Annotated in this window: 16 protein-coding genes; 3 read left to right on the top strand and 13 right to left on the bottom strand. The window is 53.7% G+C overall.

Annotated elements, in window-relative coordinates; genetic code table 11:
• Positions 1–134: 134 nt before the first annotated feature.
• From AC3G3F_RS08860 to zapE, 12 genes are all read right to left on the bottom strand, one after another.
• Positions 135–275 (bottom strand): hypothetical protein, encoded by a 141-nt coding sequence (locus AC3G3F_RS08860; RefSeq protein ID WP_023246371.1) that lies wholly within the window; start codon positions 273–275, stop codon positions 135–137.
• Between the two features lie 55 nt (positions 276–330).
• Positions 331–798, bottom strand: coding sequence for an N-acetylneuraminate anomerase (gene nanQ, locus AC3G3F_RS08865; protein WP_023246370.1), 468 nt, complete (start codon positions 796–798; stop codon positions 331–333).
• Positions 795–1,670 (bottom strand): N-acetylmannosamine kinase, encoded by an 876-nt coding sequence (gene nanK, locus AC3G3F_RS08870; RefSeq protein ID WP_023246369.1) that lies wholly within the window; start codon positions 1,668–1,670, stop codon positions 795–797. The genes nanQ and nanK overlap by 4 nt, the downstream gene beginning before the upstream one ends.
• Positions 1,667–2,356, bottom strand: coding sequence for an N-acetylmannosamine-6-phosphate 2-epimerase (locus AC3G3F_RS08875; RefSeq protein WP_023246368.1), 690 nt, complete (start codon positions 2,354–2,356; stop codon positions 1,667–1,669). Before AC3G3F_RS08875 ends, nanK begins: the two co-directional genes overlap by 4 nt.
• A 47-nt stretch (positions 2,357–2,403) precedes the next feature.
• Positions 2,404–3,894 (bottom strand): sialic acid transporter NanT, encoded by a 1,491-nt coding sequence (gene nanT / locus AC3G3F_RS08880; RefSeq protein WP_023246367.1) that lies wholly within the window; start codon positions 3,892–3,894, stop codon positions 2,404–2,406.
• A 115-nt stretch (positions 3,895–4,009) separates the two neighbouring features.
• The gene (gene nanA / locus AC3G3F_RS08885) at positions 4,010–4,903 is read right to left on the bottom strand and encodes an N-acetylneuraminate lyase (protein ID WP_023246366.1); all 894 of its coding nucleotides are present in this window, start codon (positions 4,901–4,903) and stop codon (positions 4,010–4,012) included.
• 134 nt (positions 4,904–5,037) lie between these two features.
• Positions 5,038–5,829, bottom strand: coding sequence for a transcriptional regulator NanR (gene nanR, locus AC3G3F_RS08890; protein WP_000382925.1), 792 nt, complete (start codon positions 5,827–5,829; stop codon positions 5,038–5,040).
• 108 nt (positions 5,830–5,937) lie between these two features.
• Complete coding sequence (gene sspB / locus AC3G3F_RS08895; RefSeq protein WP_023246364.1) at positions 5,938–6,438, bottom strand: ClpXP protease specificity-enhancing factor; 501 nt, start codon at positions 6,436–6,438, stop codon at positions 5,938–5,940.
• Between the two features lie 5 nt (positions 6,439–6,443).
• On the bottom strand, positions 6,444–7,082 hold the full coding sequence (gene sspA, locus AC3G3F_RS08900) for a stringent starvation protein SspA (RefSeq protein ID WP_000257298.1): 639 nt from the start codon (positions 7,080–7,082) through the stop codon (positions 6,444–6,446).
• A gap of 313 nt (positions 7,083–7,395) precedes the next feature.
• Positions 7,396–7,788, bottom strand: a complete 393-nt coding sequence (rpsI, locus tag AC3G3F_RS08905; protein ID WP_000829815.1) for a 30S ribosomal protein S9 — start codon at positions 7,786–7,788, stop codon at positions 7,396–7,398.
• A gap of 15 nt (positions 7,789–7,803) precedes the next feature.
• Complete coding sequence (rplM, locus tag AC3G3F_RS08910) at positions 7,804–8,232, bottom strand: 50S ribosomal protein L13 (protein WP_000847559.1); 429 nt, start codon at positions 8,230–8,232, stop codon at positions 7,804–7,806.
• A gap of 299 nt (positions 8,233–8,531) precedes the next feature.
• Entirely contained in the window at positions 8,532–9,656 is a 1,125-nt protein-coding gene (zapE, locus tag AC3G3F_RS08915) for a cell division protein ZapE (RefSeq protein WP_023246363.1), read from the bottom strand.
• 193 nt (positions 9,657–9,849) lie between these two features.
• Between zapE and zapG the strand changes: the two genes are divergently transcribed.
• The 3 genes from zapG (at position 9,850) to degS (ending at position 12,932) form a co-directional block, all read left to right on the top strand.
• A complete protein-coding gene (zapG, locus tag AC3G3F_RS08920; protein WP_001519074.1) occupies positions 9,850–10,248 on the top strand; it encodes a Z-ring associated protein ZapG in 399 nt (132 codons plus the stop codon).
• Between the two features lie 156 nt (positions 10,249–10,404).
• Positions 10,405–11,772, top strand: a complete 1,368-nt coding sequence (gene degQ / locus AC3G3F_RS08925; protein ID WP_488394817.1) for a serine endoprotease DegQ — start codon at positions 10,405–10,407, stop codon at positions 11,770–11,772.
• A gap of 92 nt (positions 11,773–11,864) precedes the next feature.
• Positions 11,865–12,932, top strand: coding sequence for an outer membrane-stress sensor serine endopeptidase DegS (gene degS / locus AC3G3F_RS08930; RefSeq protein ID WP_023246361.1), 1,068 nt, complete (start codon positions 11,865–11,867; stop codon positions 12,930–12,932).
• 76 nt (positions 12,933–13,008) lie between these two features.
• Here degS and mdh read toward each other — a convergent pair whose 3' ends face one another.
• The gene (gene mdh, locus AC3G3F_RS08935) at positions 13,009–13,947 is read right to left on the bottom strand and encodes a malate dehydrogenase (protein WP_000861583.1); all 939 of its coding nucleotides are present in this window, start codon (positions 13,945–13,947) and stop codon (positions 13,009–13,011) included.
• Positions 13,948–14,078: the final 131 nt, after the last annotated feature.

A 14,078-nucleotide genomic window follows, 5' to 3' on the forward strand; every position in this document is an offset into this window, starting at 1 on the left:
CGCAAAGGGGCCTGCGTTTATATTTCATCCACAATGCACGGAAAACTACAAGTGGATGAGAACTGCCACTGGGATAAAATCGGCGCTGTCGATCTGCGCCAAATCCACCGCGGCAACGCCAGTCCCTTACAGAGTTAACGTGCAGGCGCTGAAACTAACGGCAGAGGCGCGCCATACTCGTTGACGTAAGTCAGCACTGGAGCGCTTATCACGTTGTCCGCTTTAACCTTCATCGCCGCGCTGCCCCCGGGCGCAATCACTAACGGCGAATGCATGAGGGTTCCGAATCGATGCGTTTACCTTGCCGGAAGGATACTTCCGGCAAGAGATTTAGGCCGCCAGCAGACTGGCGCGTACCTTCACTACCACTTTCTTGATGTCATCCGGCTCACCAACTGCACATCCCGGTTTATGCGGTTCTCCCGGCATAAACACAGCAAACATCCCCGCTTGCAGCGTAATAGCCTGCTCGTCGGCGATTTTACTACAAAGCTGGTAATCCTCTTCAACGTGCATCTCCTCGCACTGGCGAGCGGCACCGGACATCCCGAACGCAATACGCTCGGCGCCGGTCAGCAGTAGCTGAATATCAATGTATTGCTCATGCAATTCCGCTTTCTTCTCTGCAGGCATTTGCGTCGTTAACTGCATCACATTCATAAAGATATTGTCGCCCTGCAATTCATAGCGCCCCGGCGCTTTCTCCTGCGGCCTTGCCGCCAGCGCGAGGGTCAATGCATCCAGCAGTCGCGGATGCAACCCGCAAGAAGGCAACGACCGTACTTCACCCATCATCATAATGTGTCTCCTTGAGCTAACAGAGCAGCGCCCAATAATCCTGCGTCATGCCGATAGCGAGCGGCGCTCAGCGCCACGTGATAAGGCGCAGGTTCTTGCATCAAAAACGCACGAACCTGCTCCAGGTATCCCTCAGCTAACCCTACACTGCCGCCAATGATCACACATTGGCAGTCGGTGGTCGCTTTCACATCGGCGACCAGTCGCGCCATTACCTGCGCGGATTGGCTTACCAGATGCCGCGCCTGCTGATGGCCTTCGCCAGCGCGAATAAATAGGGTTTTGGCGTCGCATCCCGCCAGATCATCCCGCGCCGCCGCGGCCATCCCTCGTCCAGAGGCGATGGCCTCTACGCAGCCAACGCGTCCACAGCCGCACACGGGCCCGTGTGGGTCCGCCAGAGTGTGTCCCAGATGCCCGGCCAGACCGCCTTTTCCGGTAAGAAGCTTGCCGTCGCAAACAACGCCGCCGCCAACCCCTGTTGAAACGGTGATAAACACCATATCGCGGATATCATCAGGGAGCGCGTGATACTCCGCCCAGGCCGCCGCCTGCGCATCGTTCACCGCCAGCGTCGGCAGGCCAGCGATCGTTTCCAGTGTCCGAACTAACGGAAAGTGTAGCAAGCCACCCAGATTATGGGGGTTTAGCGCCAGCAGCATCCCTTCCTGAATGATCCCGGTAGAGGCTATCGCTACCTGACGCGCCTCTGCCCGTAGCGGTTCAACCAGCGCCTTTAATGCTTCACGTAACGCGTCCGGCGTTTTGCTCGCGGGGGTCGGCAGCTCGCGACGCTGGCTAATGCGCAAGTTTTTGTCGATGAGCGCGGCGGCAAGTTTAGTACCGCCAATATCGATTGCTAACGTAGTCATGACGCCGCCTTTTTTAATGCGTCGTTATACCATCCACAGATATGTTCCAGACGGGTAATGGCGGACCCCACCGTCACCGCCCATGCGCCATAACGGATCGCCTTCGCCGCCAGTGCTGGCGAGTTATAGCGCCCTTCGGCTATCACCCGGCATCCGGCGTCATGCAACGCTTTGACTAAGGGCAGATCGGGTTCCTCCGGCGTATCGGGGGTAGTGTAGCCGGACATTGTCGTGCCGATAATGTCCGCGCCCAACCGTTGGCAGGCGAGACCATCGTCCACGGATGAGCAGTCGGCCATCGCCAGTAGATGGTGGTGATGAATGCGCGCCAACAACGCCTCAACAGCTACCGGCCGTTGTCGAGCGGTTCCATCAACGGCGATAATATTTGCGCCGGCCTGCGCCAGCGCATCTACATCGTCGAGAAAAGGGGTAATGCGTACTGGAGACTCGTCCAGATCGCGTTTGATAATGCCGATAATCGGTACCGAAACGAGCGAGCGGGTCACACGCAGGTTGTCTATGCCTTCAATACGCACCGCAACCGCGCCCGCCTGTTCCGCCGCCAACGCCATTGCCGCTACAATCTCCGGCTTATCCAGCGGACTGCCAGGAACGGGCTGGCAGGAGACAATCAAACCGCCAGAAGCGGCAATATTTTTATCCAGTTGTTCAAGTAACGACATACTACTCCCTTACAAATATTGCCCGGTTTGAAAACCGGGCAAGCGGATTAACTTTTCGTTTTTACAAAGGCATCTTTACTACTGCCAAACGGTACGGCTCCGCTGAACGGCTTGTCGTCGATAGCATCGTGAGTGCGTAACGCTTCCGGACGTAGCCAACGCTGTACGCGAGACGGCATATCGAGACCAATAAGCAGGATCACGACAAACGTTAGGCTGAAAGAGAGCGATGCCAGCGCAGTGCCCAGATCCAGACGTTGAGCGATCAGCGCTCCCAGGATCGGTGCCAGCGCGCCGCCGAGCGCGCCGACGTTATAAGTAAAGCCCAGCCCCGCCGCACGCTGATCGGTATCGAAGTACCCGCCGATCAGTTTCGGCAGAATCCCGGCAATCCCCTGCCCCAACATCTGTTGGAAAAACAGTAGCAGACCCAGAACCCAGACGTTTGCGCCGCCAATCGCAAAAACTGGAATAATGAGTATTTGCGAGGCCAGCAGGCTACAGACATACGCTTTACGCGTTCCCAGCCAGTCGCCAAGAAAACCGCCTACGCAGCAACCAACCGCCGCGCCGAATCCACTAAAGAAAAGGACATTCGCCACCGTATGTGGATCGTAGGCCAGCTCGGTTTTCAGATAAGTGGGTAATAGCGCCTGAATCGGCCAGGAATAGAGGAAAGCAAACAGCACCACCAGCATCAGCGTTACGCCAGTGGGCCAGCGTTTACCGCTGCTCTGCACCATAAAACTGATAAAGATAGCCGCACACAATAGTCCCAGCCCCGCCACAATCGCAGCATTTTGTAGATTACCGGCAAAACAGAACCACAGCGCAGCGGCGGCGGCGAAGGTCATTAAGATATTGATGATGCGATGTTCGCCCCGATAAAGAATGTCGACCATCGTGCGTACCGGCGCTTTACCCGCGTGTTTCTCTTTCCAGTCCTCTGCTTCCGGAATGTTTTTCCGCAGCCAGAGGGCGAAGATAATTGGCAAAATGCCAATGAAAAACAGCGCACGCCAGCCCCAGACAGGCACCACCAGGCTGTACACTTGCGCGGCGACGACCGCGCCAACGGAGAAGCCGGAAATCAGAAATCCGCTGGCTTTATTGCGTAAATGTTTTGGCCAGCTTTCAATCACATAGGTCGCGCTGGAACCATATTCGCCCGCCATGCCCATACCAATCACCAATCGGGCGATAAACATGGTAGTGTAACCAGGCGCAAACCCGCAGGCCAGGGTTCCCACCGAAAACAGAATGATGCTGCTGACCATCGCCAAACGACGCCCATAGCGATCGCCCATCGCGCCCAGCAATAACCCGCCGAACCAGCGAGAGATAAAAGCCGCCGAAATCAGGCTTGCCGCCTGTACCGTCGTCAGCCCAAATTCGCTTTGTACCTCAGTCAGTACAAGAGCAATCAACACAAAATCAAAACCATCAAGCAGATATCCCAGCCAGGCAGCGGAAAATGCCCGCCATTGCGCCCGGTTGAGATGGCGATACCACGGGATGTTCTGGGCAGAAGTACTCATTTTACTCTCCCGACGATTTTTGTTGTCGTTGTGCCGGATGGCGGCTTCGCCTTATCCGGCCTACCGTTCGTACTGTCGTAGGCCGGGCAAGCACAGCGCCCCCGGCATTACGCTGTTACGCCTTTTCTTCCAGCAATTCTTGAGCCAGCGCCTTCAGCTCCGGCAGATATTTTTCATCAACAGGCGCAAACGGTTTACGACACAGCGGCACCGATACCACGTCCATATAATGCAGGACCGTTTTCAGGCCGCGGAATACGCCGGTTTTAATCAGTAAATCAATAACCTTATTGCACTCGGTTTGCAGGCGCTGTGCTTTCGCCACATCGCCCTCACGTAACGCCTGCACAATCCCCTGATAACGCCAGCCCATAATGTTGTATGTGCTGCCGATACCGCCGTCCGCTCCCGCCAGCAAGCCGGAGGCGAAAATTTCGTCATAACCGTTGTACAACACCAGATCCGGATGCGCGCGGCGGATCTGTTCCATCTGGAAAAGATCGCCGGAAGTTTGCTTCAGCGCGCTCACGCCTGGTAATGTCACCAGCGTATTGATCTGATCCAGCGTAAGTTTTACGCCGCTTAACGCCGGAATGTTGTATACCACCATCGGTAGCCCATCTGCGGAATCAATGATTGCCCGATAATGGTCACAGTGCTCTTCAAAACTGAAAGGGTAATAAAAGGGCGTCACCGCAGAGACAGCATCAAAACCGTAACGCTTTGCAGCGCTCGCCAGTTGCTGGCTTTCTGCGGTGCTTACAGTCCCGACATGGGCGATCAGCGTGATTTTTCCCTTCGCCTCTTCGGCGACAATTTCCAGCACCTGCTCTCTTTCTGCAAGACTCTGTACGAATGCTTCCCCGGTGGAACCGCCAACGTATAGTCCGTCGATACCCTGCCCAATGTTAAAACGCACCAGACGGCGCAGACTTTCGCTATCCAGTTGCTGCTGATGATCAAATGGGGTCAACAACGCCGCCATTACGCCTTGCAATGCTTTTGCCATACCTACCTCTGCGGATGATGAATATATTAACTACCTACCTTTATACCTGTTATACCAGAACAAATAAGCAGCAAATAATACAGAACGCTTATAGTGCGATCTGCTTCACTAAACAAAGATCGGAAGCGCGATCTCTACCGCATTTTTTGACTTTTTTTACCGAACGCGTGCCAGGTAGCGGAAACGCTATTGAGGTGGGTTTGCAGAGCGCGATCCGCTTTATCTGGATCTCGCTGACGGATGGCATCAACAATCACAATATGCTGTTGATAACTCACGTTATTATGTTCATGCAACTCGCGATCGGGAACGCTTGGACGAGCGGCGATTAGCCAGTCCAGCAGAGCAACATGAATAGCCATAAAGATCGGGTTACCAGGAATTTCAGCCAGTACCCGGTGAAACTCGACATCCGAACGAATAAACAGCGCGTTGTCATCCAGCGACTGACTATTAATTTCCAGCGCTTTCGTTAACAACGCGATCTGCTCGTCGGTGGCATGTTCCGCCGCATAGCGTACCAGGCTGGATTCAAAGAAAAGCCGTAGCTGTTCAAAGTGAGCAATACCGCCAGGGTGAGTAAGAAAATCTTTCGCCATACCTGACAGTTCACTGATGATGGTATCGGCAGAGGGGCGCGAAACGCGGGCGCGTTCGCCGTTATTGATTTGCACCAGACCTTTACGCTTCAGCGCGGCTAACGCTTCACGCACGGAGGGACGTCCCACATTGAAGAAGGCCATTAATTCACGTTCAGACGGTAGCTGTTCCCCCTCGCCAAATTCATGGCGACGGATCATCTGTTCCAGCTCCTCCTCAACCATTTCAGACAGTTTTTTACGCGCCAGCGGACGGCGGCGCAAACTACGCCCGAGGGATGTAGGAGAATCTTCTGCTTGCGAATCAAATGCGTTCATAACGTCCATTCATGAGTGCTCGGTGGCAGATAATAGCCAGCCTATCGTATCACAGCTTTAAAAGCGGGGTGAACCCACGAGGAGACCAAACAAAACAGGCCCTTCAGGGCCTGTTGATTATTTTACCACGCGCAGCGCCGGACGTCCGCCACGCGGCGGTGGCGGCTCGTCATCAGGGCTACTGTCGTCATCGTGGTCAGGCTTATCGCCATCAATGACGGACATCACGGTCTCGCTTTCCGCGCCTGTGGTTTTGTCATCATCATTTAAGCTGACAACGTCTTCATCATAGGCGGCTTCAGGCTCAAACATGGTACCCGCGCCATTTTCACGGGCGTAAATCGCCAGCACCGCAGCCAAAGGCACAGAAACCTGACGGGGGACGCCGCCGAAGCGCGCATTAAAGCGCACTTCATCATTAGACAGTTCCAGATTACCTACCGCACGCGGCGCGATGTTGAGGACGATTTGCCCATCGCGCGCATATTCCATAGGGACATGCACGCCAGGCAACGTCACATCCACCACCAGATGCGGGGTCAGTTGGTTATCCAATAACCACTCATAGAAAGCGCGCAACAGATAAGGACGACGCGGCGTCAACTGTGACAAATCCATACAGGTTAACCCCGACCGAGGCGCATTTCACGTTCAGCTTCGGTTAAGGAAGCCAGGAAAGAATCACGTTCAAAGACGCGGGTCATATAGCCTTTCAGCTCTTTCGCCCCTGCGCCGCTGAATTCGATACCTAACTGCGGTAAACGCCACAGCAGAGGTGCCAGGTAGCAATCAACCAGACTGAATTCGTCGCTCAGGAAATACGGTTTCTGGCCAAATACCGGCGCAATCGCCAGCAGCTCTTCGCGCAGTTGTTTACGCGCAGAGTCGGCCTCGGAAGCAGACCCGTTTACGATGACGTTCATCAGCGTATACCAGTCTTTTTCAATACGGTGCATGTACAGACGGCTTTCACCGCGAGCGACCGGATAAACCGGCATCAGCGGCGGATGAGGGAAACGCTCATCCAGATATTCCATAATGATGCGAGATTCCCACAGGGTCAGCTCACGATCCACCAGTGTCGGAACGCTTTGATTCGGGTTGAGGTCAATCAGATCCTGAGGTGGATTGTCCTTTTCCACGTGTTCGATCTCAAAACTAACACCCTTTTCAGCCAGCACAATGCGGACCTGATGGCTATAGATGTCAGTAGGACCAGAAAACAGCGTCATTACCGAACGTTTGTTGGCAGCGACAGCCATGAAAACCTCCAGGTATATTCAGAATTTTTACTGCTACCAGCCACAACGTGACCAGCCAGATGTTATGTCACCCAGGGCGAAAAAAGTCATCATTGCTCAAAAACGAGACAAAAAATGAACATTCCCCGCTATTTGGGCAGAAAATTGGATGATAGTTTACCAGATTTTGTGACCTTTGTGGTGAGTCGATTCTGGAATTGGGGAAAAAGAGACAACAATCCGCATTTCATCGTGACAGATAAATGCATTGCCCATAAAAAAACCCGCCGAAGCGGGTTTTTCGCTAACAGTTGTCTGCCGAAGCAGAAACCCATTAACGTTTGGAAAACTGCGGACGACGACGTGCTTTACGCAGACCGACTTTCTTACGTTCAACCTGACGAGCGTCACGAGTAACGAAGCCAGCTTTACGCAGTTCGCCACGCAGAGACTCATCGTACTCCATCAGAGCGCGGGTGATACCGTGACGGATCGCACCAGCCTGACCAGAGATACCACCACCTTTAACAGTGATGTACAGATCCAGTTTCTCAACCATGTCGACCAGTTCCAGCGGCTGACGAACTACCATGCGGGCAGTTTCACGACCGAAGTACTGTTCCAGAGAACGTTGGTTGATAACGATTTTACCGTTGCCCGGTTTGATGAACACGCGAGCTGCGGAACTTTTGCGGCGACCAGTGCCGTAGTATTGATTTTCAGCCATTGCCTATAATCCCGATTAGATGTCAAGAACTTGCGGTTGCTGTGCCGCGTGGTTGTGCTCGTTGCCCGCGTAAACTTTCAGTTTACGGAACATAGCACGACCCAGCGGGCCTTTTGGCAGCATGCCTTTAACCGCGATTTCAATCACACGCTCAGGACGGCGGGCAATCATCTCTTCAAAGGTCGCTTGTTTGATACCACCGATGTGGCCGGTGTGGTGATAGTACACTTTGTCAGTGCGCTTGTTGCCGGTTACAGCAACTTTGTCAGCGTTCAGAACGATGATGTAATCACCCGTATCTACGTGCGGAGTGTATTCCGCTTTGTGCTTACCGCGCAGGCGACGAGCCAGTTCAGTAGCCAGACGGCCCAGAGTTTTACCGGTCGCGTCAACAACATACCAGTCGCGTTTTACGGTTTCTGGTTTAGCTGTAAAAGTTTTCATTAAAAGCTTACCCAAATAAATAAGTTACACGTTGGTGAACACCCAAACGTTTTAAATAGTTGAGGTTCACACGACAAAGTCCGGTAAACCTACCCCCTCGGATATGTTTGGCCGGCACAGAGAAAGTTTGGGAAAAAACTCTCTTGTAACGTGGGGTCGCAGGATTATAGAGAAGTCCAGGTCAAAGATCGACCCCTTTTTGTGATTTGCCGCGGGTTTTGTTCAGACCTTATCCAACATCGGTCGGGGAAGTTGTCGACATAAGACACACAATGCCCGGGGCGCTGCGCTTGTCCGGCTTACGGCATATGCTCCCGCTTGAGGTACTCCGCACTCTGCATCTCCTGCAGGCGCGACAGACAGCGCTGAAATTCAAACTTGAGCCGCTCCCCCTGATAAATCTCATATAACGGCGCGGCGGCGCTGACCACCAGCTTAACGTGGCGCTCGTAAAACTCATCCACCAGCGCAATAAAGCGGCGCGCTTCGCTCTCCATCAGCGGCGTCATGACCGGCACGTCAAACAGCAGAACCGTGTGAAATAGCCTTGAGAGCGCAATGTAATCATGCTGGCTACGGGCCTCGACGCACAACGTAGCGAAAGAGACCGCTAACGTTTGGTTTTCAACGCCCAGGGTGGATAAAGGGCGATGATTGATTTCCAGGGTCGGGGCGTGTTCTCGCGTGGCCCCCGCTAACGCCAGCCACAGTTTATCCATTTGCCGCCGGGTTTCATCATTAAGCGGCGTTAGCCATAAATGGGCCTGCGTCAGCGTACGCAGCCGGTAATCGACGCCGGCGTCCACATTCATAATGTCGCAGTGCTGTTTGATGGCATCGATAGCTGGCAGGAAGCGGGCGCGTTGCAAACCGTTGCGGTAGAGTTCATCCGGCGGAATATTGGAGGTCGCGACCAGCGTAATGCCGCGTGCAAACAGCGCTTTCATTAAACCGCCCAGCAGCATGGCGTCGGTAATATCGGCGACGAAAAACTCATCGAAACACAGTACGTCCGTCTCGGCTTTAAACCGGTCGGCAATAATGTCTAACGGATCGCTCTGTCCCTGTAGTGCGGTGAGTTCTTCATGCACGCGCAGCATAAAACGATGAAAATGCAGGCGCAGTTTTCGCTCGCCCGGCAGGCTGTGGTAGAAGAGATCCATGAGCCAGGTTTTGCCGCGACCCACGCCCCCCCACATGTACAGCCCGCGAACCGGTATTTGCGCGTCCGGTTCGTTTTTGCCTAATAATTTCCCCAGTCGCGCTATCAGTCCGCCAGGCGGCGTAGTCGACGATTTTTTCGCGGTGAGCTCCTGATAAAGGGTTTCCAGACGGTTGACCGCCTCTTTCTGTACGTCGTCAGGCTGATGGGTGCCTTCGTTGAGAGCCTGGAGATAACGCGATGTAGGGGAAAGGCTTTGCATAATGTTATTGTTATTCCTTGAAAATCGATGTGCCGTCCGTTCACGGCTGACGAAAAAAAGGCCGTTCTACACTACGCGATATGCTGCCGGGATTCCACTTCTACGGAATTAGCGGTTATAGTGGCATAATCAGGCGCGGGCATGGAGCCTGGAGCCAACACCCTACGGAAACATAAGACAACGGGAGATGTTCATGACCTGGGAATATGCGCTAATTGGATTAGTCGTCGGTATCATCATTGGTGCCGTGGCCATGCGTTTTGGTAATCGTAAGTTACGTCAACAGCAGGCATTGCAGTACGAACTGGAAAAAAACAAAGCTGAGCTGGAAGAGTACCGTGAAGAGCTGGTTAGCCACTTTGCCCGCAGCGCAGAGCTGCTGGATACCATGGCGCATGATTACCGCCAGCTGTATCAGCATATGGCGAAAAGCTCCAGCAGCCTGCTGCCGGAAATGTCGGCGGAGTCGAATCCGTTCCGTAACCGTCTGGCGGAGTCTGAAGCGAGCAACGATCAGGCGCCGGTACAAATGCCGCGTGACTATTCTGAAGGCGCGTCAGGCCTGTTGCGTAGCGGTGCAAAGCGCGATTAATCGCATGCCGTTAAGAAATTTATCGGGCGCATCGCTTGCGCCCCCTCTCTATCTTTCCTGTCCCAGCTATTATCATTGTTACCAGGCTGAAAATTCAATAACATCAATCTGTTTTGAATTGTCTATCCGTTCATTCAAGGTACGAGAGCAGCATCCATGAAAAAACACCCCCAGCTGTTAAGTGCATTCGCGTTAAGTGTCGGGTTAACTCTTTCGGCGCCGTTTCCAGCCCTTGCATCGATACCAGGCCAGGTGCCAGGCCAGGCGACGCTGCCAAGCCTTGCCCCTATGCTGGAGAAAGTGCTGCCTGCTGTCGTCAGCGTAAAAGTCGAGGGAACCGCCACCCAGAGCCCAAAAGTGCCGGAGGAGTTTAAAAAATTCTTTGGCGAAGATCTGCCAGACCAGCCGTCCCAGCAGTTTGAAGGACTCGGTTCGGGGGTGATTATCGATGCCGCGAAAGGCTATGTATTAACCAATAATCATGTGATTAATCAGGCGCAGAAGATCAGCATTCAACTGAATGACGGACGCGAATTTGACGCGAAGCTGATCGGCGGCGACGACCAGAGCGATATCGCTCTGTTACAGATTCAGAATCCCAGTCAGTTAACGCAAATTGCGATCGCCGATTCCGACAAACTCCGCGTCGGCGATTTCGCCGTGGCGGTCGGTAATCCGTTTGGTCTGGGGCAAACCGCCACCTCCGGGATTATTTCAGCACTGGGACGTAGCGGGCTTAATCTGGAAGGGCTTGAGAACTTTATTCAAACCGATGCCTCCATTAACCGCGGCAACTCCGGCGGCGCGCTGCTTAACCTGAACGGCGAGCTGATTGGGATTAATACCGCGATCCTCGCGCCAGGGGGCGGGAGCATCGGCATCGGCTTTGCTATTCCTTCCAATATGGCGCAGACGCTGGCGCAGCAGTTGATTCAGTTCGGCGAAATCAAACGCGGATTGCTGGGAATTAAAGGCACTGAAATGACCGCTGATATCGCTAAGGCATTCAAACTGAACGTTCAGCGTGGCGCTTTTGTCAGCGAGGTTTTACCCAATTCAGGTTCGGCGAAGGCCGGGGTGAAATCCGGAGACGTGATTATCAGTCTTAACGGTAAGCCGCTGAATAGCTTTGCCGAACTGCGTTCACGTATCGCCACCACCGAACCGGGCACGAAAGTAAAGCTGGGTCTGCTGCGCGATGGTAAGCCGCTGGAGGTGGAAGTCACGCTGGATTCCAATACCTCCTCTTCCGCCAGCGCCGAAATGATCGCCCCGGCGTTGCAAGGCGCGACGCTGAGCGACGGACAACTGAAAGACGGGACGAAAGGCGTTAAGATTGATAGCGTCGAAAAAAGCAGTCCCGCCGCTCAGGCCGGTTTGCAAAAAGATGATGTTATTATCGGCGTTAACCGCGATCGCATCAGTTCTATCGCCGAAATGCGCAAAGTGATGGCGGCAAAACCGTCTATCATTGCCCTTCAGGTAGTACGCGGCAACGAGAACATTTATCTATTGCTGCGCTAATCCTGTCTTAAACCGGGCATCAGCCTGCGATGTGATGTCCGGTTAACTCATGGTATGCTGCTGCCGTTCCCTTTTTTAACGACGCCTCCATCATGTTTGTGAAGCTCTTACGTTCGGTCGCAATAGGTTTAATTGTCGGCGCTATTCTGTTGGCCGTCATGCCTTCTTTGCGCAAAATTAATCCTATCGCCGTCCCGCAATTCGACAGTACCGATGAGACGCCAGCCAGCTATAATTTTGCGGTTCGCCGCGCCGCGCCTGCCGTCGTCAATGTCTATAACCGCAGTATGAACAGTACCGCGCATAATCAACTGGAGATCCGCACGCTGGGTTCCGGCGTGATCATGGATCAACGCGGTTATATTATTACCAACAAGCACGTGATTAACGATGCCGATCAGATTATCGTCGCGCTACAGGACGGCCGCGTGTTTGAAGCGCTACTGGTTGGCTCCGATTCGCTTACCGATCTGGCGGTGCTGAAGATCAACGCCACCGGCGGGCTGCCTACCATCCCGATTAATACAAAGCGTACGCCGCATATTGGCGATGTCGTACTGGCTATCGGCAACCCATATAATCTGGGACAGACCATCACCCAGGGGATCATCAGCGCAACGGGTCGTATCGGCCTGAACCCGACGGGGCGGCAGAATTTTCTCCAGACCGACGCCTCGATTAACCACGGTAATTCCGGCGGCGCGCTGGTCAACTCGTTAGGCGAACTGATGGGGATCAACACCCTCTCTTTTGATAAGAGTAACGATGGCGAAACGCCGGAAGGTATTGGTTTTGCGATTCCCTTCCAGCTAGCCACGAAAATTATGGATAAGCTTATCCGCGACGGTCGCGTGATTCGCGGCTATATCGGTATTGGCGGACGAGAAATCGCGCCGCTGCACGCGCAGGGTAGCGGCATGGACCCGATTCAGGGCATTGTGGTTAATGAAGTAACGCCAAACGGCCCCGCCGCGCTTGCCGGTATTCAGGTTAACGATCTGATCATTTCGGTCAATAATAAACCGGCCGTGTCCGCGCTGGAGACGATGGATCAGGTGGCGGAAATCCGTCCGGGCTCCGTCATTCCGGTCGTGGTGATGCGGGATGATAAGCAGTTCACGTTCCAGGTGACGGTGCAGGAATATCCGGCGACTAATTGATATTTTCTGCGCCGTTAATCAAGCGGGCATAAAAAAACCGGAGTTAACTCCGGTTTTTTTTATAATAACATATGGCTTACTTCGTGACGAACTCTTCGCCAAGCGTAATGTCTTTTTTCAGTGTATCCAGCATACCTTCCAGCGAGCGTTGCTCGAAAGCGCTCAGCGTGCCGATGGATTTACGCTCTTCTACGCCATTTTTACCCAGCAACAGCGGCTGAGAGAAGAAACGGGCATACTGACCGTCGCCTTCCACATAGGCGCATTCCACCACGCCTTTTTCGCCCTGCAGAGCGCGAACCAGAGAAAGACCGAAACGCGCAGCAGCCTGGCCCATAGAGAGGGTTGCCGATCCGCCGCCGGCTTTCGCCTCAACGACTTCAGTACCGGCGTTCTGGATGCGCTTAGTCAGATCGGCCGCTTCTTGTTCGGTAAAGCTTACGCCTGGAATCTGCGACAGCAGCGGCAGAATAGTCACGCCGGAGTGCCCACCGATCACCGGAACTTCAACTTCCGTTGGCAGCTTACCTTTCAGCTCTGCAACAAAGGTGTTAGAGCGGATGATATCCAGCGTGGTTACGCCAAACAGTTTGTTTTTGTCGTATACGCCTGCTTTTTTCAGCACTTCCGCCGCAATCGCAACGGTGGTGTTCACCGGGTTGGTGATAATACCCACGCACGCTTTCGGGCAGGTTTTAGCGATCTGCTGCACCAGATTTTTCACGATGCCGGCGTTAACGTTAAACAGGTCGGAACGGTCCATACCCGGCTTGCGCGCCACCCCCGCAGAAATCAGTACTACGTCAGCGCCTTCAAGCGCCGGGGTTGCGTCTTCGCCGGAGAAACCTTTGATTTTTACTGCGGTGGGAATATGGCTCAAATCAACGGCCACACCGGGAGTCACTGGAGCGATGTCGTACAGGGAGAGTTCTGAACCTGAAGGCAGTTGGTTTTTTAAAAGTAATGCCAGCGCCTGACCGATACCACCAGCAGCGCCGAGGACTGCGACTTTCATCCTAAACTCCTTATTATATGATTAACTTAGTGTCTATTGCTCCGCGGCGGCGACCTTAATTCACAAATTCAATGATTACAATCCTCACGCGTCAAGAATGCGGAGTCGCGCAATTTTGGCTTTTATGCATT

The organism is Salmonella sp. FC25216 (genome assembly GCF_057751355.1).